The sequence below is a fragment of the Methanobrevibacter thaueri genome, assembly GCF_015062905.1.
GTDB lineage: Archaea > Methanobacteriota > Methanobacteria > Methanobacteriales > Methanobacteriaceae > Methanocatella > Methanocatella thaueri_A.
Window position 1 is genome coordinate 1 of sequence record NZ_SUTK01000005.1, and the last position, 21,321, is coordinate 21,321.

General features: G+C 37.8%; 23 protein-coding genes and 1 pseudogene. 13 read left to right on the plus strand and 11 right to left on the minus strand.

The features are described from left to right. Positions 1-219: pseudogene (locus E7Z79_RS01810) on the plus strand (lipoprotein-releasing system ATP-binding protein LolD); the annotation flags it as partial. 809 nt (positions 220-1,028) lie between these two features. On the opposite strand, the gene E7Z79_RS01815 reads toward E7Z79_RS01810, so the two are convergent. Further along, positions 1,029-1,271 carry a DUF357 domain-containing protein gene (locus E7Z79_RS01815; protein WP_116592543.1) on the minus strand — a complete coding sequence of 81 codons (243 nt, stop codon included), beginning with the start codon at positions 1,269-1,271 and terminating at the stop codon, positions 1,029-1,031. Then, entirely contained in the window at positions 1,268-1,834 is a 567-nt protein-coding gene (gene pgsA / locus E7Z79_RS01820; protein ID WP_303738275.1) for an archaetidylinositol phosphate synthase, read from the minus strand. The genes E7Z79_RS01815 and pgsA overlap by 4 nt, the downstream gene beginning before the upstream one ends. A gap of 36 nt (positions 1,835-1,870) precedes the next feature. Here pgsA and E7Z79_RS01825 point away from each other — a divergent pair, with 36 nt between their 5' ends. Further along, positions 1,871-2,452, plus strand: coding sequence for an L-threonylcarbamoyladenylate synthase (locus E7Z79_RS01825; protein ID WP_303738276.1), 582 nt, complete (start codon positions 1,871-1,873; stop codon positions 2,450-2,452). A gap of 3 nt (positions 2,453-2,455) precedes the next feature. On the opposite strand, the gene E7Z79_RS01830 is transcribed toward E7Z79_RS01825, so the two are convergent. Next, positions 2,456-3,358: a hypothetical protein gene (locus E7Z79_RS01830; protein ID WP_303738277.1), complete on the minus strand. Its 903-nt coding sequence runs from the start codon at positions 3,356-3,358 to the stop codon at positions 2,456-2,458. A gap of 217 nt (positions 3,359-3,575) precedes the next feature. Between E7Z79_RS01830 and radB the strand changes: the two genes are divergently transcribed. From radB to E7Z79_RS01850, 4 genes are read left to right on the plus strand one after another with little or no spacing between them, the layout of a single operon-like run. Further along, positions 3,576-4,280: a DNA repair and recombination protein RadB gene (radB, locus tag E7Z79_RS01835; RefSeq protein ID WP_303738278.1), complete on the plus strand. Its 705-nt coding sequence runs from the start codon at positions 3,576-3,578 to the stop codon at positions 4,278-4,280. A gap of 59 nt (positions 4,281-4,339) precedes the next feature. Continuing rightward, positions 4,340-5,515: a pyridoxal phosphate-dependent aminotransferase gene (locus tag E7Z79_RS01840; protein WP_303738279.1), complete on the plus strand. Its 1,176-nt coding sequence runs from the start codon at positions 4,340-4,342 to the stop codon at positions 5,513-5,515. 6 nt (positions 5,516-5,521) lie between these two features. Further along, entirely contained in the window at positions 5,522-6,238 is a 717-nt protein-coding gene (locus E7Z79_RS01845; protein ID WP_303738280.1) for a ferredoxin, read from the plus strand. Continuing rightward, positions 6,235-6,612 (plus strand): putative zinc-binding protein, encoded by a 378-nt coding sequence (locus tag E7Z79_RS01850; RefSeq protein WP_303738281.1) that lies wholly within the window; start codon positions 6,235-6,237, stop codon positions 6,610-6,612. The genes E7Z79_RS01845 and E7Z79_RS01850 overlap by 4 nt, the downstream gene beginning before the upstream one ends. On the opposite strand, the gene E7Z79_RS01855 is transcribed toward E7Z79_RS01850, so the two are convergent. The 7 genes from E7Z79_RS01855 to hmd all read right to left on the minus strand — a co-directional run bounded on the left by E7Z79_RS01855 (position 6,598) and on the right by hmd (position 11,927). Next, positions 6,598-7,158 (minus strand): FeGP cofactor biosynthesis protein HcgF family protein, encoded by a 561-nt coding sequence (locus tag E7Z79_RS01855; protein WP_303738282.1) that lies wholly within the window; start codon positions 7,156-7,158, stop codon positions 6,598-6,600. The genes E7Z79_RS01850 and E7Z79_RS01855 overlap by 15 nt on opposite strands. Beyond that, positions 7,151-7,801 carry a hypothetical protein gene (locus E7Z79_RS01860; RefSeq protein WP_303738283.1) on the minus strand — a complete coding sequence of 217 codons (651 nt, stop codon included), beginning with the start codon at positions 7,799-7,801 and terminating at the stop codon, positions 7,151-7,153. The genes E7Z79_RS01855 and E7Z79_RS01860 overlap by 8 nt, the downstream gene beginning before the upstream one ends. Beyond that, positions 7,798-8,496 (minus strand): Nif3-like dinuclear metal center hexameric protein, encoded by a 699-nt coding sequence (locus E7Z79_RS01865; RefSeq protein ID WP_303738284.1) that lies wholly within the window; start codon positions 8,494-8,496, stop codon positions 7,798-7,800. Before E7Z79_RS01865 ends, E7Z79_RS01860 begins: the two co-directional genes overlap by 4 nt. Continuing rightward, a complete protein-coding gene (locus E7Z79_RS01870) occupies positions 8,497-9,282 on the minus strand; it encodes an SAM-dependent methyltransferase HcgC family protein (RefSeq protein WP_303738285.1) in 786 nt (261 codons plus the stop codon). Next, positions 9,279-9,761 (minus strand): DUF3236 domain-containing protein, encoded by a 483-nt coding sequence (locus tag E7Z79_RS01875; protein WP_303738286.1) that lies wholly within the window; start codon positions 9,759-9,761, stop codon positions 9,279-9,281. The genes E7Z79_RS01870 and E7Z79_RS01875 overlap by 4 nt, the downstream gene beginning before the upstream one ends. 24 nt (positions 9,762-9,785) lie before the next feature. Continuing rightward, the gene (gene hmdB, locus E7Z79_RS01880) at positions 9,786-10,784 is read right to left on the minus strand and encodes a 5,10-methenyltetrahydromethanopterin hydrogenase cofactor biosynthesis protein HmdB (RefSeq protein ID WP_303738287.1); all 999 of its coding nucleotides are present in this window, start codon (positions 10,782-10,784) and stop codon (positions 9,786-9,788) included. 129 nt (positions 10,785-10,913) lie between these two features. After that, complete coding sequence (gene hmd / locus E7Z79_RS01885; protein ID WP_303738339.1) at positions 10,914-11,927, minus strand: 5,10-methenyltetrahydromethanopterin hydrogenase; 1,014 nt, start codon at positions 11,925-11,927, stop codon at positions 10,914-10,916. Between the two features lie 443 nt (positions 11,928-12,370). Between hmd and hmdC the strand changes: the two genes are divergently transcribed. From hmdC to E7Z79_RS01910, 5 genes are all read left to right on the plus strand, one after another. Continuing rightward, positions 12,371-13,867, plus strand: a complete 1,497-nt coding sequence (gene hmdC / locus E7Z79_RS01890) for a 5,10-methenyltetrahydromethanopterin hydrogenase cofactor biosynthesis protein HmdC (protein WP_303738288.1) — start codon at positions 12,371-12,373, stop codon at positions 13,865-13,867. A gap of 458 nt (positions 13,868-14,325) precedes the next feature. Beyond that, positions 14,326-14,676, plus strand: coding sequence for a pilus assembly protein (locus tag E7Z79_RS01895; protein ID WP_303738289.1), 351 nt, complete (start codon positions 14,326-14,328; stop codon positions 14,674-14,676). Between the two features lie 17 nt (positions 14,677-14,693). Then, entirely contained in the window at positions 14,694-15,707 is a 1,014-nt protein-coding gene (locus tag E7Z79_RS01900) for a molybdopterin-dependent oxidoreductase (RefSeq protein ID WP_303738290.1), read from the plus strand. A gap of 10 nt (positions 15,708-15,717) precedes the next feature. Next, complete coding sequence (locus E7Z79_RS01905) at positions 15,718-16,857, plus strand: Coenzyme F420 hydrogenase/dehydrogenase, beta subunit C-terminal domain (RefSeq protein ID WP_303738291.1); 1,140 nt, start codon at positions 15,718-15,720, stop codon at positions 16,855-16,857. Positions 16,858-16,866: 9 nt separating this feature from the next. Continuing rightward, a complete protein-coding gene (locus E7Z79_RS01910) occupies positions 16,867-17,271 on the plus strand; it encodes a hydrogenase iron-sulfur subunit (RefSeq protein ID WP_292602974.1) in 405 nt (134 codons plus the stop codon). A 1,048-nt stretch (positions 17,272-18,319) separates the two neighbouring features. On the opposite strand, the gene E7Z79_RS01915 is transcribed toward E7Z79_RS01910, so the two are convergent. After that, the gene (locus E7Z79_RS01915; RefSeq protein WP_303738292.1) at positions 18,320-20,098 is read right to left on the minus strand and encodes a ribosome biogenesis/translation initiation ATPase RLI; all 1,779 of its coding nucleotides are present in this window, start codon (positions 20,096-20,098) and stop codon (positions 18,320-18,322) included. Between the two features lie 200 nt (positions 20,099-20,298). Here E7Z79_RS01915 and E7Z79_RS01920 point away from each other — a divergent pair, with 200 nt between their 5' ends. Both E7Z79_RS01920 and pth2 read left to right on the plus strand, forming a co-directional pair. After that, positions 20,299-20,847: a hypothetical protein gene (locus E7Z79_RS01920; protein ID WP_303738293.1), complete on the plus strand. Its 549-nt coding sequence runs from the start codon at positions 20,299-20,301 to the stop codon at positions 20,845-20,847. A 135-nt stretch (positions 20,848-20,982) separates the two neighbouring features. Then, the gene (pth2, locus tag E7Z79_RS01925) at positions 20,983-21,321 is read left to right on the plus strand and encodes an aminoacyl-tRNA hydrolase (protein ID WP_303738295.1); all 339 of its coding nucleotides are present in this window, start codon (positions 20,983-20,985) and stop codon (positions 21,319-21,321) included.

Consider the following 21,321-nt stretch of genomic DNA (forward strand, 5'->3'; position numbering starts at 1 on the left):
ATATTGGCGGATGAACCAACAGGATCACTGGATTCAAAGACAAGTAGCAAAATCCTTAAGCAACTAATCGATTTGCACGAAGAGAAGAATGTAACATTGATTATTGTAACTCATGATATGGATGTGGCTAAACTTGCAGACAGAGTTATCGAAGTTTTGGATGGTGAGATAATATCTGCAGGTGATGACTCTTTGATCAACAGTAAAATTGATGTTTAGACATCAACTTTTACTTTCTTTTTTTTTAAGATATTCCATGTTTCCAATAACCATATTTTTTTTAGAAATAGTTCATGTATCAAATTTTTAATTTTAATAGGAGATATTTTATTTTTTAAAATTCTCAACAAAAAATTTATATATTATGTTTTAATGAGTACAATTTTACGGAGTGGCTTCAACAAGCTTTAAATAGATTGTAATTTATATATTATTTCTTGAAAAGGCCTCAATTTAAGATACATTTGGAAGGAGGTAGATAATCATGAAAATATTTTTTTTATCATGTTTATTTATCAATCATGCGGTTTCGTCCCATAACTGTTTTGGTGTTCTTTCCGTGCTCTCAAAAGGAGGTGAGAATAGTGGAGTTAATTATCTTCTTTATAGGAACATATTGTTTTGATATCATGACATTATTGCTTCTTTTGAAAGAAGGAAGATAATAACTCAATTTTTCATCTCACATTGAGGTAATTAAATATCAACAAGTCAATGATGGTCTGGAAACTGATGTTTCATGAGGCCTTTTCTCCTGAGATGGCCACTATTTAGTTACCTCTTCATATTAGTTAAGCTTATATATTCAAACAAACAATGTAAATAATCAAGAGAATACTATTAAGTAAATCTCTATTGAGAGCAAATGTATATAGTTAATGTCTATGGGATATTGTGGAGATTTTTTTTCTCTACAATGACATTAATTTGCTATTTTTTTTTATTTTAAATTTTTTTGAAAACTCTTTGTAGGAGTTATTTCAGTTTTAAATTTAATTAATTTATTTTTTTCATGAAAAATAGTGAAATCAGATGATTCCATGAATCATCCGTAAGGCATCAAGCAAACCGTGACTGTACTCGATACAGCCGAATGCGGTCCTCATGTCCTCTTTTTCAAGGTAATATTTGGAATCGTTCCAGTAGTCAATTGCCCTGTCATAGACTTCCTTCTCCTTTCCGACAAACTCAATGTGGGCCACCTGATTAAGGTTCCTTTCAAGTTTTGCAATGTCCTTTGCTATCTTTTCCGGGCTTTCCAGTTCAGTCATTTCAATTGCCTCCAAACGTAAACGATTCTCTGTGCTACAGTAAAGTAGGATAATACTACTAACAAGTAAATGATGTATGTAAAGTAGATGTCGCCTGCAAAGTAGCCGATTATTGCTCCGACCATCAGTATAATCATCCTGACTGCCCTTTCAGCAATTCCAATGTTGCACTCCGCACCCTGTGATTCCGCCCTTGCGCGGACATAGCTGACTGTTATCGCTGAATGTATTGCCAGAACTCCGACAAACCAGTCGCAGTATCCTCCAAATATGATTCCGATATAGATTATCGCATCCGCAAACCTGTCCATTGTTGAGTCAAGGAATGCGCCGAAGGGGGATGCCCTGTCATGGTATCTTGCAACCGCACCGTCGACAACATCAAGAAATCCTGAAAACAGTATTGCTATGCATCCTAAAATCAGATTGTGATTTGCAAATCCATATGCCGCAAGAACTGCAACGAATGGAGAGATTACCGTTACGATATTTGGATTTATGTTCAGATTTCGGGCTAGCGGGTTCAGTATTCTTGTCAATAATGGTCTTAAACTTTGAAGCATAATTATATATAAAGATTTTATACAATATAAAGATGAATGAAAGTATTAAAAACAAGTATTGATGAAGTTGATGGGGACGTCATATCTCAGGCAATAAATGTCCTTGCAGACGGTGGAGTGGTGCTGTATCCAACAGACACAGTCTATGGGCTGGGCGCCAATATTTTTGATAACAACGCCGTTAGACGAGTCTTCGATATCAAGCATAGAAGCTATCTGAAGCCCCTTTCGATACTTGTAAGTGATGTTGGCGCAATAGACCTGGTCGCAAAGGCGTCACTGTCTCAAAAGAAAACAATCAGTGAACACCTTCCCGGACCATACACATTCATTTTAAAAAAAAGGAAAATCGTGCCAAGATCAGTCACCGGCGGTTTGAGCAATGTGGGTGTCAGGGTTCCGGACTGTGAAATCGCCTGCAGGCTGGCCGGAATTTTCCCGATAACCACAACAAGCGCCAATCTCTCAGATGACGAAATGATGTCACGTCCGACAGAAATCCTGGAGCAGCTTGACTGCGAAGTGGACCTGGTGATTGATGTGGGTGAGCTAAAATCCAAAAGCGCATCATCAATCATCGATTTGACCGGTTTCAAGCCAAAAATAATAAGAGATTAGGGATTAATCTCTTCTGACGTTTATTGTGGCTATTGTTACAAGCACAATCAATAGCAGGATTACTCCAATTGTTCTTTTTCCGGTAACCTGTTTTGACAGGCTTATTGATTTGGAATTATTCTCTTTTGAAACTTTTTGGGTATTGTCTGCTGCTGTTTTGCCGCTGCCTTCTGTAGGTTCGGCAATATTTTTTTGTTCTTCTTTTGATGTAGTGTTTTCAATGGAACTGGCATTATTTTCATGTTTCTCAGTGGAGGTAGTGTTTTCAGTAGCGTTAGTAATATTTTGATTTTCACTTGCTGTGCTGTTTGAACTGGTTGCATTGTCAATTATGTCTTTTACAATGTCTCTGTAGGTTATCTTATAAGCAAAGAAGTTCTGGTGGTCTGATTTGTCTGAACTCAACACCTGGAAATCAAACACCGCTTCAGTTGTATTGTTGATTTGCCTTACGGCTCCATTATCGGGTATTGTTTTTGTTGATGCTGTTGTTTTGATGTTTTCAATCAAAATCGGATCTATTCTCCATCCGTTGAAATCATCGGTAAAGTGCCATATTGTATGCTGTGTGACAATCTCGTCTCTCATGGCGTCTTCATAATAGTCCACAAAGTAGACCTTTAAGTAGTTGCCGACGCTTTCTCCTGAATTCTTGTTTGTGGCATATGTTGTATCCTGTACACTATACTCCTGGCCTGCGGCGGCTTCATGCTCTCCATAGTTTATGCAGTAACCGTTATAGCCGTTTTCAAAGCTGATGTTGACATGGCCGTCCTCGCTTGCACGGACTTCTTCCTCAGATTCGCTGCTTCTTAAGATATTTGTCTCGTTTTCTGCCGATACGAAATTCAGGCAGGTTGTGATTGCGAATATTATCATTATGATTGTAATCAGGGGTTTTTTCAATATTATTCACCTCTTATGATTTTGTACTATTGGCATTGTATGAGGTTATATATAAAGGTAAGGTAACTGTTTGGTCACTATGGATTAAATAACGGCTAAAATTTCAAATAAAATCAGAATAACTGATTTGCACTGTTATTTTAATGCTTTAACCTCATTAACCAATATTTGATATCGATTAAAAATTTTTATAACATATAAGAATCAATATTTTATCATGAAGGTATTGGCCAATTTTGAAGACAATCATAAAATCCCGTCAAACTCATCACTCGATAATCTGCTCGAGGGGGGCTTTGAGAAGGGATGCATAACCCAGATATTCGGTTCTCCAAGTTCGGGAAAAAGCAATGTTGCATTGATGCTGACCGTAAATGTTGCAAAGACCGGCAGGAAAGTAATCTACATTGACACCGAAGGCGGAATATCAATCGACAGAATCAAGCAGATTTCAGGACCTTATTTTTCAGATGTGGCCAATAACATAATGGTTTTCGAACCGACTGATTTTCTGCAGCAGACCGAGAATCTGAGGTCAATCGACGTGTGGCTTCGAAAGCACCATGAGGAGGTTGACCTGATTGTGCTGGATTCAGCCGTTGCGCTTTACAGGGTGGACGACATGAAGTCCTATAAGCTGAGCAAGGAGCTCAGAAAGCAGATTCAGCTTTTGTCCAACATCGCCCGCAGGTATGACATTGCGGTAATCATCACAAATCAGATCTACAATGCATTTGATGATGAGGGAAACAGTGAGGTCAAGGCAGTCGGCGGGGATATCATAGCCTACATCAGCAAGGTCATCATCAGATTGGAGCGCGGAAGCGAGATTGACCAGAGAATTGCTACCTTAATGCGCCACAGAAGTCTTCCCGAAGGAAGGCAGGTTACTTTTTCAATCACCTCAACCGGTATTGAGTAGGTTAATTTTATTAACAATTAAAAATATATATTTATTTTGGAATTGTTTGAGTGATAACTATGAGGGAAAAGGATTTCGATATTAAAAACCCAAGGAAGAAATTTCAAAAAACCGAAAGAGTACCTCCAGAAGGATATGAATGTGCTAACGACTTTTTTGAAGATATGTATATGGACAATGACATGATTTGGATGGGCCAGAACACCAACCATTTACATGATGATACAATAGCCGATGCGATGATTGAAGCCATTAAGGAAAAGAATTATTGTAAATATCCTGCCCCAGAAGGATTCAGCGAACTTAAACAATTGATTTTAGATGATTTAGGATTAAAGGATTTGGAAGTATTATTGACATCCGGCGCAACAGAATCATTATATCTGGTTATGCAAGCCCTATTGGAGCCAGAAGATAATGTGATTTTATCTGATCCGGGTTATTTCATCATCGGAGACTTTGCTAACCGTTTTGCAGATGAAGCAAGATACGTTCCAATCTATTATGAGGAAAACGATTACAAATTGACTCCTGAACTTTTAAGGAAGAACATGGATGAGAATACTCGTATGGTAATATTGATTGACCCGTTAAACCCATTAGGTTCAGGATACAATGAAGACGAATTGAAGGAATTCGCCGAAATCGCAAAGGAAAACGATTTATACTTATTGCATGACGTAACCTATAAGGACTTTGCCCAAGAGCACTTCAACATGGAGGATTATGCTCCAGGCCAAACATTGACAATTTACAGTTTTTCAAAAATATTTGGAATGGCAGGATTGAGAATCGGAGGAGTGATTTCCTCAAAACCAATCATAGATTCCATAAAGAATGCGGTTGTCAACGATTTGGGTGTGAATATAATCTCACAATACGGTGCAATTGCAGGTCTCAAATCAAAACCTAAATGGTTTGAAAGCATGAGAGAGACATGTTTTGAAAACCAAAGGTTGATAAAAGAAATGATTGACCCAATTGAGGGCGTGTTCCTGCCGGTTTACCCTTCACAGGCAAACATGATGGTCATTGACTTATCAGGAGCAGGAATTGATCCGAAGGTCATGTCAAATTATCTGGTTGATAAGAAACTCTTTACAAGAGAAGGGGAATACACTTCCGAAGAGTTTGGAGACAGATACCTGCGTATCAGTTTCTCAATTCCGACAGAGGAAATAAAGGTATTCTGTGAAGAGTTCCCTAAGGCCGTTGAGGCTTTAAGGACAAAATAGGTTCGCATGAGATTCAGATATCATCAACCTATTCCAAATTTTTATGAAATTGAAAACCCTCACCATCCCCAAACCACCATTACTGACGATTTTTTAAAGGAATTTACAGACATTGCCGTTGCCTCAAGATTTGCAGGTTTGAGCTATGCCAAGCTGGGCGACGAGTTCAAGAGCGAATGGGAAATCGACTGGGACAACATCATCATACTGAAATATCCCATGTCTGAAGAGATCTTGAGGATGGAGCCCTCAAGGGAAAAGTGCATATTGATGGATGAGGAATTCCAGGAAGTGGGTGCAAAGGCATTTGCGCTTGCAGACATCCTGAGGGAAAACGGCTTTAAGGCAGATTTGATCAATCCCCTGGATGACCGTGTGAGTCTAAGAGCGATTGCCCTTCAGTCAAATGATGCAGTAATCACAAGAAGCAACATGTGTCTCTTTAAGGAAGGTTTGAACCTTGGATTTTTCATGATTGAAACATCAATTGAAAACCTGCCGTTTAAAACTGAAAATGAGCTGGAATGGGTTCGAGACTACTGCTCAACATGTGGAGTATGCATTGACAGATGCCCTGAAAAGGCATTTGATGATGAGGGGAAGTTTTTAAGGAAATTATGCACTGCCCATCGTGAAGGGTGCAGCGTATGCATCAATTTCTGTCCGTTTTACAAAAGAGGTTATGAAAAAGTCAAAAAAAGATATTCGAGGATGAAAAAATGAGTGATAAAATAGCATTGGTATCATGCAGTGGATTATCTCCATTAGGTTTAGTTGTAAGGGCTGCCAGTGTCGAACTGGCCTTGGAAAACGACAATATTGTTGCGGCTTGCATTACCGAGTATTCAGCACAGCCAAACAACTGCTCACCTATATTGGATGATGCAAAGATTGTTACAATTACAGGCTGCGGCGACGACTGCGCTTCAGTAATCCTGAATGAAAAGAATGTAAAATCCGTTAAAAATATTGCAGCAGATGCAATTGTCAAAGCTTACGATTTAAATCCATTGGATGCGGTCCGTCTTGATGAAGACGGTGAAAAGGCTGTTGAAATATTGAAAAGATATATTCTGAAAGAATTAGAGAATATTTAATTCAATATTTTCTTGCTTTTCAATTTCATCAAATTTATCGTTTAAAAGCAGCAGAATGATTTCCAATGTTTTTCTGATTCCGTTCTGTGACCTTTGGAATAGGTCTTCACTGTTGTTTTCACACAGGTCAGCGTAGACGTCGGTTGTAGTTGAAATTTCATATTCATCAGTGATTATGCAAATTCCTCCACAGCCAATGCCCGCTGTAGTTCCTATTGCAATGTCACAGTCAGTAAGGTCTTTAACGGCACGGGCCATGATTTTGCTGACTTCAATGTCTCCTTTTTCATCATAAACCTTAATTCCTTTGATTAGCTTATTCGGTTTTGGAGGATTATCAACATTCAAAATCTTCACAACCGCTTCAATCGTTGGGATGAATAGGCTGCAGGTTACGCTGAGCTCATTATAATCGAAATCACCATAACTTTCAAGATTTTTCACGTATTTCCTTCCGAAATTGCCCTCATAGCCTTGGGCTATCGCATGAAGTTCCCTTCCGATTTTTCCCTGGGTGAAACATTCTGCAGTCGCTATCCTAATCATTTTGATCTCTCAACAGTTTCAATGCATTGATTGTAATGACTTTTGCCACTTCATCAAGTGTATATGGTGTCACCGGTTCATTGTCCCTAATCAGTTTGTTGGTGGTCAAAATCAAGTGGTTTTCTGTTATGCCCTGCTTTCTCAACTCCTCAACGGCAGGATTTGATTCGTCATATTCTGAAATGTCCTTTATTTCAATATTCTCATTTCCGAAGCCGAATATTCCTGCAGTTCCGATTGTCTTGGCGCCTTTTTTGTGGGCATGCTTTATTATCTTGGCCGCTGTCGGGATTGTGTTTCCTCCGGCAATTACAATAATCACCACGTCTCCTTCGACCAAATCAAGATTGTCATCATCAATGTATTCGGGATAGCTTATGATATTTCTGAATTCTTCATTATGGGTGCAGAGCTGTTTTATGAAATCCGGCTTGTTTTGCCCGACTTCCGCTCCAAGAAGTGTAAAAATCACATCGCCTCCATCAATTTTCTGGCCGTCAAATGCAGCTATTGTCTTTGGTCCTCCCCTGTGAACCTGCATCAGGTTTATTGCAATTCTCAAACCCAATCTTCCACAGCCAATCAAATCGATTCTTCCTTTAGGGACCTGTAGGTCTTCCATTTTTTTAATTTCATCTGTCATTTCATCACCTGTATCGGTTTTTTGTCAACAATTCCTACGTTTATCTTGAGTTCTTTTAAAACATCTCCAAGGGCATATAATCCGGGTATTTCACTTTCATGGTGATTCAGGTCAATCAATGTAATTCCCAAATTCATTGCCAGAATGGCAGTTTCCTGTGTCAGGTCTCCGGATATCAATACGTCCAAATTCTTTTTTTTAGCCAGTAAAATATATTCAGGATTTTTTAATCCAAAGCCTGAAATTATTCCAATATTTTTGATTGTTTTATCATCATCTAAGCTATTCACAATTCTAACATTGCTGAAGTTATCTAAAATCTCTCTTTTCAATCCAATGAATTTCTCCTCTGTTTTGCAGACTCTTCCGATACCGGTTTCATCATCAAAACGGCCTGCAACTTCCAGGTTCAATGCTTTTGCCAGCGCATCATTTGCTCCGCCATCGATTATGTCCCAATTTGAATGTATGATATATGTTGGTGTTTTAGGCACAAACAATGGCGGATGATGTGTTATTATTAAAGTATTTTCGTAATTCAAGTCATCTTCGGGTAGCAGGTCCATATAAATCTTTATTGAATTAATCTCTTGTGTTAAATCGTAATTCCCTTTAAATCCGACTTCATCATGGTCCAGAGCCAATGATGGGGGGATTTTTTCATCCAAAAATTCAATAATGTCATTAAGTTTCATTTAAATCATTTCCGAGGTGATTTTGCTTATCTCTTCTGCAATCAGCTCATCCAAATCGAAAGGTTTGATTGTTGAGACCTTGAAGGCATTAACGCTAGTCAGTTCAATGAATTTCTCAATGTTCATTTCTTTGAAAATGACTTCTTCATAGAATCCCATTTCACAGGCGCAATAAAGAACACCTTCCTTTTCAATAAAACTATTTAATAAATTGGTTAAAGCACCAATTGTCAACGTCATCGTTCCGGAAGTTTTTGTATTGATGCCTTTTGTTTTTATAATTGCCTTATCCTTAGCTTTAACGACATCTAATCTTTCATGAATATTATTTTTTTCAGCCAAAAGCTCATCATTGTCTTCAGCTACAGGGTCTTCTATTATGAATGTGTCAACATCAAATTTTGATGACTGCTCAACATTGATTCCTCCGAATCCTGTTGTGTCTATTACGACATCCCCTGAATAGATCAAATTCAAATCGGTTGAGAAATCAACATTATTTATAGGGCCGCCACCCAAATCAGTGTGAAGCAGCTCTTCAAGATGGGGATAAATGTCAATCAATAATATGTTTTTGTATTTTTCACTCAATCTTTTGACGATTCCGACTCCGGTGAAATAAGTTCCGATAACGATTATCCTTTTGTTTTCATTAAAATTCAAGCTTTCAATATAGTCAAAAACCGCCTTTGACTTTTTGTCTATAATCCTGTTGAAGATATCAATCAGTTTAGTTTCGGATTTGATTGTGAATACTTCTGAAGTAATTCCTGTATCGACGTTCATTGTTCAACCTTCTCGAAACCAATCTTTTCAAGAGCTTCACATGCCTCACTGTAAACGGCCTCTTCAATTGTTTTTTTATGAATTATATGTGAAGGTGAAGTTCCTGCAGTCAATATTCTTCCCTTGTTGTCAATTAAAATTAAAAGGGAGCCTGATCCTGGAATTCCCAATCGCCCTCTTGCTATTATCAAATCTGCATCGCTTTGGTCAAGTGCCATATAGGCCTTTGCAAGAGCGGGAATCCTGCTGGTGTCTGCAGTATTGGTATTGATATTAAGTATTTCTGCGGAAGGTAGGCCATATTCGCCTAATACTTGATTCAGCACTTCCACTTTTATGCCGTTCTTGTTTGGTATGTAAATTTTTTCAGCATTTCTGATATAATCCTGAATCTCTCTGATTTCTTCAATGGTGTCTCCGAATCTGCAGTCGTTTCTGGACTCTTCAAATGCATTTTTAATCATTCTTTCAAATGCCATATTATCATATCCTAAAAAAAGAGATTAAATGGTTTGAGGCACCAAGTCCAATTTTTCAATAACATTGACAACTTCTGTGTAATTGCCGTAATCAGGAGAGCCGACGCCCTTGACTTCGTGAGGGTAATTGTCAGCTATGACTGTTGCCAAGTTGTTCGCTCCCGCCTTAAGTGAAAATTCGACGTTTTCAGGGCCGACTGTTGGAGTTGGCATGGTGATTGTGATTGAAGGATACATTATGCGTGTAATCGCAACCATCTTCAGCTGCTCTTTCAATGGGAATGGTGGCCAGTCTGCCATAGGGGTTCCTTCATATGGATTGAATCCCATTATCGGAATCTCTTCCAGTGTCTTGAAGTTGGACAGGTAACGCAGGTGCTTTATCCTGTCTTCCTTGCTTTCTCCAAGCCCTAAAAGCAGTCCTGAAGATAATCCAACACCTGCATCGCTCACCCTTTTGCAGGTAAGTATCCTTTGATCCAGGGAATCTCCAGGTTTTCTTTGATAGAACACGTCCTCGTTTATGGTTTCTAGATTGCAGCATATTGTGTCTGCACCCAAATCTGCCAAATCCTGCACTGATTTTTCGGTCAGGTCTCCGCCCACATTGACAAGAATTTCCAAGTTTGAGTTTTCCTTTACGATTTTGCATGCATTAACGGCCTGCTTTCCTTTATATCCATATCCTCCGGAGCAGCTTACACGGGGGATATGGGCCTCTTCTATAGATTTAACAGCAGTTAATATTTCATCATTGGATTTGTAGAATGCATTGAAATATCCTTTTTCTGATGTTTCTTCTGCAAATCCGCAATATTCGCATCTAGGTTGAATTTGGCATTTGTTTGTAAGGTGTACTGTAGAGGTTAGCTTGATTACTTTTGATTGACTGTCTCTTATGTCGCATGCTATCTTGAACAATTTTTCCAAATCGTCATTGTCCTCGATATCTAACAATTCTAAAAATTCCTCATCGCTTAATTCTTTTCCTTGTCTTGCTTTTATTAAAATTTCATCAATCATATAACCATCTATCTCTAATATTTTTTTTTATTGAAATTGCTTCAACTTATTTTTTAATAGCTAATTTCTCAACGATTAAAAAATAAGTTAAAAATTGTTGGGTTTAACCAACAATTAAACTTATTGTGTTTATTCGTCTTTTCCTAAGTAATCGAGTATGGTAGGTACGATTTCTGCTAATGAACCGAAGTTCATGGAGTCAGCGGTACCTAATAATGCAGCAGGGTTTAGTGCATCGTCCATTTTGTCGATACCTTCGTTTTGCATTAATGCGGTTACGTTAGTTAAAGCTTCGTTAGCCATCATTTGTGCAAATCCAGCTGGTGCACCTAAAATTTGAGTAACTGTGTCTCTGTATGCTAAAAGACCTGCGTAGGTAATAGCGGTAACTGCTGAACACATGTCACATACTGGACCAACCATGTTTGCAGGTAAGGTAAATGCGGATCCTCTTGCTTTTTGACCTAGGTCTACTAAAGTGTCGATTGCAGCTTGGTCAGCGAAACCTTCAGCAATGTAAACTTGTCCTTTCATTTCAGGTACAGCACCTGGGTGGTAGGAAGCTACGTTTACGTTTTTACCTAAGTCTTCGAAGATTTTGTTTAATCCAGGAGTTGGGATGGTACATGCGTGGGTTACGATTGCACCGTCTTTAATGTCATCAGCGAAGTTTTTGATGATGTCAGGTTGCATACCACCTTCTGGTAACCAGGTCATAACCCAGTCAGCGTCTGCTACAGCTTCGGAATCATCGTTAATACATTTCATACCTAAGTCTTCAGGGTGAGTAAAGTGAATAGCACCTTTAGCTGGTTTTGGTACGGTTTCAGCTAATTCGTTTACTTTTGCTCTGATAGCAGGCATTACTTCTTCCGGATTTCCTGCTTTGTGTGCTTCAATTACTTCTGCGTAATCAAAGTCATCTACTACTACAAAGTCTCCGTCAAAAATTGGGTCGGATACGACTACTTCATCTACGCCAGCTAATTCTAATAATTCTGCACCCATTTCGATTGTTGAGTGGGTCATTGAAATGTTTTCTTTTCCGGTTGCTTCTGCAACTTCACAAGCTCTTGAGAAGTTGGTAATTCCACTTGCAGCGTGTGTTCTGTAACATCCTGCACCTAAAATTGCTACTTTCATTTTTTTGTCTCCTTTGTTATCATGGTTTCCAAATTTTTCTTTTAATTTAGAAAGTACCATTTTTCTGTCTCCTTAATTTATTGAACTTTCATAATAGCCGAAACTATTTCAAAAGTTTTACTGCATGGAGACTCTATGAGAAGAACTCAAAGAGTAATAAAAATTATGGTAGTTTTATTCCATGCAGTAATAAATATTATTTAAATTATCGTACTATTTAAAACTTGTTATTACTCTTTTTTCAGTATTATTTTTTCTATTCTTTTTTAGTTATTTGTAATACTAGTATTACTATTTTTTTATTTTAATTAAGTTTAGTAATACTTCTTATTTTATTAATAAAGTATTGTAAATTAATTTTAGGTTTGCCTAAATCGAAACTTATTTATTGATGATTTCACTGAAAAATATATTAGATAAATATAATTTTGGAGTAAAGTTTCATGTATGACTTAATAAAAAGAGCGGTTCATGATGATGATGCCGCAATTCAAATTTCGAAAATGGACAAGGATGTGACCTCTGTCGTTGATGCGATTTCAGAACTTTCCCTCGAAGAGACAATGAAATTGGGAATGCAATTTAAAAGATTTCCTTTGGGCTGTGACCTGACTGAAGTCGTTGCCGGAACATGCGCCTCTGATTTGGAGATAAATGATTTGTTGGGCAACTGCCGTTTGTCAGATATGATAGGCGCTCCAATTCATATCTGCGCATATGCATTTTCAGACATAGGGGAAAAATTCGGAATGACCGGACTTGAGGTGATGAAAAGAGTCCACGAGATTGTTGATGTTCCCCTCGATTTGGATCATTTCGGTGAAAACGGCGCCATGAGGCTTCCAAAAAACATTAGCGGTTGCGGAGGTGAATGTTACAATAAGGGTCCAGCATTCACTGAATGTCCTCGGGGTAGGATTCACGAGCGCCTGATTGATAAGGAACTGGAACAGAAGGATGATAAGGAGGAATGGGTTAAACTGTCATCATCCGTTGCGGTAAATGTCACTTGTGAGCAGACAGGCGACGGCCATGCAGCTCCATTGAGGGAAGCCGAAGACATTGCACAATTGGCTAAAAAATATGGTAGAGGCCTTGAATCAATCATGTTTGTTGGCGACGGCTATGATGAGGTCATAACCGGATTTGAAAAATCCATTGAAATCGGTGCGGATGTCATTGTTGTTGAGGGAGGTCCTTTCAACAGATGCGAAAACACAACAGAGGCATTTGCAAAAACAATTGCGGCTGCAAGGATATTGTCTCCGGGAAAGGTTGTGGCCACCAACGGGGCCTATGAGCATGAGGTCAGGGCAGGTTTGAGAACAGGATTGAACATGGTTATTACAGGATTTCCTAAAAATCATCATGGATATATGTGCGGATATGAGCCTGGAACCGCCAGGCGCGGAAAGTTCGGACTTCCAAGAATCATACAGATTATCAATGAGGAATTTCCGAACCGTGGCCTTCCGGTCCAAAAGCATGATCTGCTGTCATTGGCAACAGCTGTCAAGATTGCAGGTCCTGAATATGTATATCCTAGAAAAATCGGTTCTTATCATGTTGGCGACGCTCACTGGGCGACTTTGGTCAACTCAAGGATGTATCAGAATATCGAACTGAAACATACTTTGGGGGACATTGTCGAATTGGCCCGTGGAAATACCATTGCATTACATGGCGGAAGGTTCATTTCATGGGTTATTGCAAACGAGCTGGACAGGTATGTTGATGAAATCATAATATCTGATGTTGACGATTGGGTATTGAAAAATACTGTGAATAATCTTCAAAGTGCTTTGGATGCTACAATCATTGCCGAGAAGGATGATAAGGCTGCAGCAGACAGTGCAGACTTTTCAATTGCCTCATCAACAATGATTCCGGTCAAGGAAAACATTCTGAAAAAAGTTCCGGATGCATTGACTATAGTTTAGTAATAATTTTTTATAAACTATTATGCTATCAAGTAGTATTATTTTTATAAAAAGTATTACTTTTTTTATCTTTACACTTTCAATTATATTTTTCCTTTTTAATTTATTTTAATTAGCTATTTTCAAAAAAGCATTTTAATTCGTTTGTCGTGCTTCGAAAAAAATCTTGTTCTCATTTATTTTCTATTTTTAGAAGATTTAAACGATTTTTCATTTTATTATCTTTTTTTCAAAAAGCAATGAAAACACTTTTTTAAGATAGTATAAATTGAATTATTCTTTATTTATCTTTTTAACCATTTAATTATTTTAGTTTTGCTTAAATCGTTCAATCCAATCAGTAATACTTTAATAACATTTATATGGTTATTACTATTCAGTATTATATAGATTATTTTAATTAATTTGTTAATTTGAATAATTTGGCGATTAATTTAATAATAATTGGAGAGAGTAGTGTGGAAATTACTGTAGAAAAAATAGCAATGATTAGAGAAAACCGCAATCTCAATAATGCGAATTTGAATTTGGACATTGACTGGTCAGTTGAGTATACAAACACCGACCAAAGAGATGTAAACTACAATATTGTTTTAAGATCCTCCGAATATCTGAATTTGAATTTTAAAGTTGAGGGATTAATCCGGTTAGACATTTTTGAAGAGTTTCTCCAACAGGAATGTTCTCAAATTGTTTTCCATCATGCCTGTACCATGTTGATGAACATGATCTCATTAACCAGGCAGTCTAATTATGAGCTATTGAAAGATGATGTTGAATCTGCAGTAAATCTGAATGCTGCTTTTTAAAGATTTGGTGATGTATTATGTTTGAAATTAAACACACGTTATGCCCTTCATGTAGTGTTGGTTGTGGTATTAATGTGATTTTAGATGGTGAAGAAATTGTTGGAACATTTCCATATAAAAGGCATCCAGTCAATGCTGGTAAAAACTGTTTAAATGGAAGAAATTCTATTGATTGCTATAATAGCAAATTTAAAGACGTAGATTCTGATAAAGCAATTGCAGATGCTTTAAATGAAATTAAATCTTGTAACGCATCAGATGTATCTGTGATTTGTTCCGGTAATGATACCGTTGAAGAGATTGAAGCGATTAAAGAATTCGCTGAATCCAATGGTTTTAATGTTGGATTTTATGCTGATGACTTGAAAAATTTTGATGATGTTGCTTCCTATGATGAGCTTGCAGGCGCAGGCAAGGTATTTGTAATCGGTGATTTGCTCTATGAAAATCCATTGATTGGAAGAAGAATCGTTCATGCAAAGCAAAATGACGCAAAAATATACGCTTTGAGCAAAAATGAAAATGCAGTCACTTTCAACATTGCAGATGAAACATCCACTTCCTCCGTTCAGGAATTTTTAGACAAGTTTGCCGGTGAAATGGATGAATCTTCAGTTGTCGTATTCAACTATGTGGATGCGGCAGGGGATCTGGATAAACTGGAATCATTGAGCTGTAAAGTTTTGCCGGTCTTCAGCAAGCCTAATACAAAAGGCGCTTTAACTATCATTGATTCAAAATCCACTGATGAAATGGTGGAATTGTTTGATAACACTAAATTATTATTGGTTTTCAATGATGATGTTGTTGACGACTTTGATTATGACTTTACAAGAATATCCAAAATCATCACTTTGGCATGCTGTGAGAACGACACTACAAAAATTGCGGACATAGTCATTCCGGTTAAATCATGGCTGGAACAAGACGGATCTTTTGTCAATGCGATGGGTGAAGAGCAAAATTTCACTTCAGTAGTTGAATCCGATAATCCTGGTATCGTCGAAGTTATCGAGGAGTTAAACAAATAGAGGGGATAATATGAGTTATGTTTTAGCAAAATCTCAAAATAATGAAATTCTTGAAGCAGGTGAATGCGGAGGTGCTGTAACCAGTATTCTCAAATATCTGCTTGATGAAGGATTGGTTGATGGAGTCTTGGCGTTAAGCCCTCATGATGATGTTTATGATGCGTTCCCTGTTTTCGTCACCGATTCAGAGGACTTGTTGAAAACTGCAGGGTCTTACCATTGTGCTCCAACAATGATAGGGGACATTGTTCAAAAATATTTCATTGATAAGAAAGTCGCATTTACAGTCAAGCCATGTGATATGAGAGCAGTTGAAGAGCTTATCACAAGGCATAAGATTAATAGGGACAACATCTACATGATTGGTTTGAACTGTGGAGGAACAGTTTCACCGGTCAGCGGTAGGGAAATGATTGATTTGTTCTATGAAGCAGACCCTGATGATGTCGTAAGTGAGGAAATTGATAAGGGTCAGTTCATCATCGAACTTGCTGACGGATCAGAAGAGGCTGTTAAAATCCACGACCTCGAAAATGAGGGATATGGACGCCGTAGCAACTGCCAAAGATGTGATGTGAAAATCCCAAGAAAAGCCAATATTGCCTGTGGAAACTGGGGTGCAGAAGACGGATGGACATTCATCGAAATCAATGACGAGAAGGGTCAGGAATTAATAGACGGCGCTAAAAAGGCAGGAATTCTTGAAACCAAATCTCCTTCCGATGCTGCTGTTGAGGGAAGGTCAAAGGTTGAGAACATCATGATTAAGATGGCCAAAAAGAATCAGGATGCAACATATCCTACAGTCAGTGAAATGACAGAATGGAGCCGCTGCATTAGCTGCTATGCATGCCGTGACGTTTGTCCGATCTGCTGGTGCTTTGAAAACTGCGAACTGAACAAGCCTTACTTCAAGGATGAAGCCAACATTCCACCTGTCCCAATTGCTTTCCAGGGTGTAAGATTGTCCCACATGAGCTTCAGCTGTGTGGACTGTGGCCAATGTGATGACGTATGTCCAATGGACATTCCTGTTTCATTAATCTTCGATAAATTGCAGAAAAAATACTATAATAGAACTGGTTATGTAGCTGGAGTTTCAGATGACATCAAACCTCCATTATACAGTCCAGAAAAAACAGAATTATGAGGTGATTTGATGTCTGATGATTTAAAAATTGTAGGTTTATTATGTAACTGGTGTTGTTATGGTGGTGCCGATACCGCAGGAACTGCTCGTATGCAATACTCACCAAACATCAGAATCATTCGTGTAATGTGTTCCGGAAGAATCAATCCTTCAATGATTTTTAAAGCATTTCAGGAAGGTGCTGACGGAGTGTTTGTAGGAGGATGTCATATTGGTGACTGCCATTATGATGCAGGTAACTACAAATGGTCCAGAAGATCAAAAATTGTTGAGGACATTCTTGAGGAATTCGGAATAGAAAAGGAAAGGTTCCGCCATGAATGGATTTCAGCGTCTGAAGGTGAAAAATTCCAAAGAACAATGGAGGAATTTCATAAAACTCTCACAAAATTAGGGCCATTAGAATTGGAATAGGGTCAAATATAGTCAAGCCATATTTATGATTGTAAATAGCTTTTTGCTATTTACTTTCATGATTTAACTGTCTTTCTAAGATTAGTGGGTTCCTCACTAATGTTAGAAAAATAGTTAAAATAGCGAATATTTTGGCTGTTTTTCGATTAATTGTCTTTATGTTGATAATTCATCATTAGCCGAGCGGTATTGGTTGCTGGCATAACCAATCGATATTGCTTATTTTCTCCATCAACGTAGGATAATTAATAATTAAAAAGAGATTTGTATATTTGCATATGGGTTTCTTTCACTGTCTACAATAGCTATTAAAGCAATATTCTCCTCTCGTCTTTAATAGCTATTTTTTTTAAATATTTATTACTTTTTCATAATAAAATATTATTTGTAGTAGTATTATTTTTATAAAAAGTATTACATTTTTTATTTCACTATTTTGGTAAAGTTTTAGTCATATAAACTAAAATAATGTCTTGGTTGAATTAAATAGTTGATTTTAATCAAATTTTTAATAATTGAAGCGTTTTGTTTTATTGTTTTTTTAATTTAATATAATTTTCATGATTTCTAGAGTTATTATCTTTTTTAAACTAAGGGTGTAGAAACATTTGTTTAGAATAATCAAGGTTAATATTATTGATTTGCTAAATTAAAAATAATGTTATTCATATTTTACGATTTAAAGCTTAATTAAAGGAGTAATACTTTAATAACATTTATATGGTTATTACTAATTAGTATAGTATAGAATTATCAAACTACCTCAATTGATAATTCTTATATGTCCATACCTCAATTATAAATTAGGTCATATAACTATGTAAATAGCCGTTAGGGCTATTTACTCTCTATCTTAATTATCCTTCTAAGATTATTGTTTCGGTCAATAATCTTAGAAAGATAGTTAACATGTTTTAATTATCTTCGTTAAGTCATTTGTATCCATTAATTGATTCGATTATTGTTAATGGATTATTTTCAGTTATTAAAGTTTCTCTCCTCTGCTTTAATAACTCTTTTTTTTAATTAATGGTGATGGATTGGAGATTTAATCAGATAAGTAGTAATATTCTCCTTTTTCTTTTTGCTCACGGTCTTTGTAACTGTCGAGCTTGTTCACCCTTGGCCTTTTGGTTTCCTTGTCTCTTCTGAATGTAATGTTGAGGTTTCCTAAAAACTCGTTCATTGCATTTCTCAAATCGGTCGGCTTTGAGGCATGACCGTTGAGACCAGGGGTTCCGTCAAACACCATTGCCCTGTCGGAAATGTAGTCTATGAACACGATATCGTGGTCAACGATTAATGATGCGGCATTTCTGCTTTCAATCATCTTACGGATGACTCTTGCAGCTATCAGCCTTTGCTCGACATCCAGGAATGCTGTAGGTTCGTCGAAAAGATAGATTTCGGCATCTTTGGATAGTGTTGCGGCTATTGCCAGCCTTTGAAGCTCCCCACCACTCAATCCTTTAACCGGCTTGTCCAGCATTTCATCCAATGTCAAAGGTTTCATGATTTCGCTTTCAAAGATTTTGGATCCGTAACTAGGTGCGTTCATGTATAAAAAGTCACTGACGGTTCCTTCGAAGTTTGAAACGATATATTGCGGTTTGTATGCTATTGTAACCTCTTCATCGACTTCACCGGATGTAGGCTCTTCAACTCCTGCAAGCATTTTGGCAAATGTGGTCTTACCTATACCGTTTGACCCGAATGCTGTGACGATTTCATCATAGAATATTTCGCCGCCGTCTGCACTCAGGCTGAATCCGTCATACTCCTTTGACAGGTCGGAATAGCTTGCAAGCGCATCCCCTTCGTCTTCAGGTGTCGGTGGCCTGATTGTAAACTCGATTGGATTTCTTCTGATTCTGACATTCTCTTCAGCCAAGAATCCGTTGATGTATGCATTTATACCTAAACGAACTCCTTTTCTTCCTGAAACTACACCATATCCTCCAGGCTGTCCGTATAGAATATGGATATTGTCGGACAGTGCGTCCAGGGTGGCGAGGTCGTGTTCAATGACGAGCACGCTTTTGCCCTCTTCGGCAAGTGACCTGATTACCTTGACCGCATTCAGCCTTTGTGACACGTCAAGCCAGGAGGTCGGTTCGTCGAAGTAGTAGAAATCCCCTTCCCTCAGGACTGTTGCGGCTATGGCAACCCTCTGAAGCTCTCCTCCACTCAGGTTTTCCATCTTACGGTCCAGAACGTTTTCAAGCTGCAGTTCCTTTGTAACGTATTCAAGCTTGTCGCGCTCATTCACATTGCTTAAAAGGTCTTTCACCTTGCCTTTTACAACTTTCGGAAGCTTGTCCACCATCTGAGGCTTCAGGATGGTCTTGATGTTGCCTTCGGACAGGTCCTGGAAGTATTTCTGCAGGGATGATCCCCTGTAAAACTCAATCACGGCATCCCAGTTTTCAGGAGTGTTTTCAAAGTCTCCGAAGTTAGGAATAAGGCTTCCTGAGAGGATGTTCATGATTGTGGACTTACCGATTCCGTTCGGACCGAGAAGTCCAAGGACTGTTCCTGCCTCAAGATTCGGAAGTCCGAAAAGCTCAAACTGGTTTTGTCCGAATCTGTGGATAGGTTCTCCTGCCGCTTCAGGCAAGTTTATAATTGAAATAGCATCAAATGGGCATCGGTTTGTACATATTCCGCACCCTTCACATAATTCTTCAGATATCAACGGCTTTTTTGTCTCTTCGTCTACAACTATGGTGTCCTCGTCCATTCTGACGCCCGGACAGTAGTGTATACAAAGATAATCGCATTTTTTAGGTTGACATCTGTCTTTGTCTAAAATTGATATACGACTCATTATAATCTCCTTAAAAATATAATCATTAATAGTTATGTTGATACTATTTAATTAAACTATTGCAAAATTTGGTGAAGCAAGAGTTTCATCATCGATTCTTCCGGTTCATTGCAAATTATCATCAATTTTGACACGAATATAAAAAAAGTTTTAAATAATAAATTCAAAAGTTAAATTATAGAGTTAATTTCGGTGATTAAATGAAAATCGGTAAAATATTAAGTTTACTTTTAGTATTTGTTTTAATAATCTCCGCTTGTGGGGCTGTTTTTGCAGAAGATGCAACTGACTCCGGTTCTGACAGTTCAGATTCATCATCCGACAGTTCTTCTTCATCTGATACTCCTAGTGAATCTTCAGATGCGCCTGCGGATAGTTCATCCAGTAGTCAGGATGCTCCGAGCAGTACTGATACACAAACGGATTCTAATGCTAATTCAAATGCCAATTCCAATGAGGCTACAGACAGCAATGCGGATTCCGGTGACGGTCAAAGTTACAGTTATTCATATGACCAGCCAACATCCACTTACTCAAGCGCTTCCAGCGGGGATGCTGCTTCAACCAATCCGGTAAACACAACAAATAACCATACCGTTCAGAATGTGACTAACCACACTGCAAATCATACAAATATCACCCCGGTTCAAGAGAACAACATGGGCGATAATGTATTGATTATAGCATTGATCATTGGTGTATTTATTGTTGTTGCAGCTATTGCATGGGTATATTTCAAATTCGAGTAAAAAACTAGAATCTTCTAGTTTTTTATAATTTTTTTTCAATCAAATTTATATATTTCTTTTTTTAAAAAATATGTATAATCAGGAATTAAATTTATTCATTTACTTTTTTTATTCCAATTTATTTTCAGTGATATTATGAAACAGGTCATGATTGTAAGAACGGATTTAAAGATGCGCAAGGGAAAAATCGCAGCCCAATGTTGTCACGGAGCCATTGGAGCATATAAGAAATCACCAGCCGATAAAATCAGGAAATGGGAAAATGAGGCCTATGCAAAGGTGGTTTTAAAGGTTCAGACCTTAGAGGAGCTGACTGAACTTAAAAAAATTGCAGATCAGAAGGGCATCGCCAATTATCTTGTGGTTGATGCCGGAAGGACACAGATACCTACATCAAGCGTTACCGTTTTGGCGCTCGGGCCTGATGAGGATGAAATCCTTGATGAAGTGACAGGGGATTTGAAACTTCTTTAG